2 protein-coding genes are annotated in these 1,184 nt (G+C 40.0%); one reads left to right on the plus strand and one right to left on the minus strand.

Translation table 11 applies throughout. The features are described from left to right. Window positions 1–352: 3'-5' exonuclease (locus AC2A06_RS18560; protein ID WP_484381265.1), on the plus strand; the 352-nt coding region annotated here is incomplete at its 5' end. A gap of 173 nt (window positions 353–525) precedes the next feature. Here the strand turns inward: AC2A06_RS18560 and AC2A06_RS18565 are convergent. Beyond that, window positions 526–1,184, minus strand: a 659-nt coding sequence (locus tag AC2A06_RS18565) for a hypothetical protein (RefSeq protein ID WP_484381266.1), incomplete at its 5' end; no start/stop codon positions are given.

The raw sequence follows: 1,184 nt of genomic DNA on the forward strand, positions 1-1,184 counted from the left end.
ACGCTGTTTTCTCATAAAACCATCTCAGGTGAACGATTATCTCGATATATTCAAACCTCAAGTTTTGCGATGGTCATCGCCCATGGGAAAAGGCTATTTGCCACCAGATCTCACCTGTCACACCTTCGGCTCCTGTAAAGGTCTCGGTTTTGACCGCGTACTGATTATTTCACCGGAGAAACATCTCAAGTATCTGGGTGGCGACCTTGGCGTGTTCGATAAAGATAAAACGGAGGAATCTAGAAACAAGCTGTACGTGGCCATTACCCGAGCTCGTTACAGTCTGGCGTTTGTCGTTGAGGAAGAGCATCTTACAAATATAAAGCTGCCGCATTGGGTTAGACCTCTGTAAGTCGATGCTAACGTCTAACCATTTAACTTCCGCTTTTCGCTCGAAGCTGCCATAGCAAGGTGTTCGGGCAGCTATGAGCGAACAACGGACGTTACACCCGTAAAAAAGAGTGGTAACGCCCTAAGACTAACTAAAAAACAGCAATATAATCAATTGAATTAGTCAGTTAATAACTAATTCTTTGCTTGAGAGTGTAAGACAAGGGTTCCATTATTAATTGCGCTATTCAGAATAGGTGATATGCCACGTCTTTCATCAGAGCTTGCAAGAATCAAGCATTCCTTAGCCCTACTTGCGCCTAAATAAATTTGAGAGACAAATCTTCTGTGGATTCCACTATGAGTAATTTCATCTGGAAGTTCATTCCTATCAATATGTATCAAATACACTGTGTCGAATTGCATTCCTGCCACATATTCAGGCATGCTAAATAAGCACTTTCCCTTGTATTTTATCGGCTTTAATAGTTCGTCTCTAGATGTTAATGGTTCGTAAAGTTTTTTTATCCTGCCAACACTCAAATACCGAGAAAATATAGTGAAATTAAGGCAAAGTATGGCCACTGATTTAGATTTGTCTTTTCTCGCTAATCGGGATGCTTCTTGGAAAACATTGTCAATTAGATCTATATCGCTTTCATATACATGTATTGTTGGTAATTCTCCGCTGACATTTTCCGATGATAATTTTAACTTATTCCACTCTGAAGAGAGATCTAACGCAGGAAAAGCACCATCTAAATCTGTTAGGAAAGATGCTATTTCTGGTGAATATCTGAAGACCTTAGTTAACTCAACTAACTCAGATGCACCAACACCTGTAGACTTGAATA

It is taken from the genome of Serratia sp. HNCC26DJ244 (genome assembly GCF_057180565.1).